Annotated in this window: 1 pseudogene; it reads left to right on the forward strand. The window is 52.6% G+C overall.

The annotated features are described in order from the left end of the window. Positions 1–314, forward strand: a pseudogene (locus tag QMX98_RS34815) (acetyl-coenzyme A synthetase); the annotation flags it as partial. Positions 315–559: the final 245 nt, after the last annotated feature.

Genomic DNA, 559 nt, shown 5'->3' on the forward strand with positions numbered 1-559 from the left:
TCGGTGTGCCGCACGACATCAAGGGGCAGGGCATTTATGTCTACGTCACGTTGATCGCGGGTGAAGAGCCGAGCGAGCAACTGCGTCTGGAATTGAAAAACTGGGTGCGTAAAGAGATCGGTCCGATCGCTTCGCCGGACGTGATCCAGTGGGCACCGGGGCTGCCGAAAACCCGTTCGGGCAAGATCATGCGCCGGATCCTGCGCAAGATTGCGACCGCCGAATACGATGGGTTGGGTGATATCTCCACCTTGGCGGATCCGGGTGTGGTGCAGCATTTGATTGATGAGCACATATCAATAAACGTGGCCTAACAGCTATCCATAGTCCCTGGCAGCAGATATTCGTTCATTCCGTTGTTCAGGATGAATGAGGCTCGCTGGGGACATTGAATGTTTCTTGGTAGTCCATATACGGAGTTTCAAAAAGCACACTTTCCTGCGGACAAAACAAAACCCCTACCTGCATACGCAGATAGGGGTTTCGGAATTTAATCTTGACGATGACCTACTCTCACATGGGGAAACCCCACACTACCATCGGCGATGCATCGTTTCAC

It is taken from the genome of Pseudomonas sp. PS02303 (assembly GCF_029959925.1).
Taxonomy (GTDB): domain Bacteria; phylum Pseudomonadota; class Gammaproteobacteria; order Pseudomonadales; family Pseudomonadaceae; genus Aquipseudomonas; species Aquipseudomonas mandelii.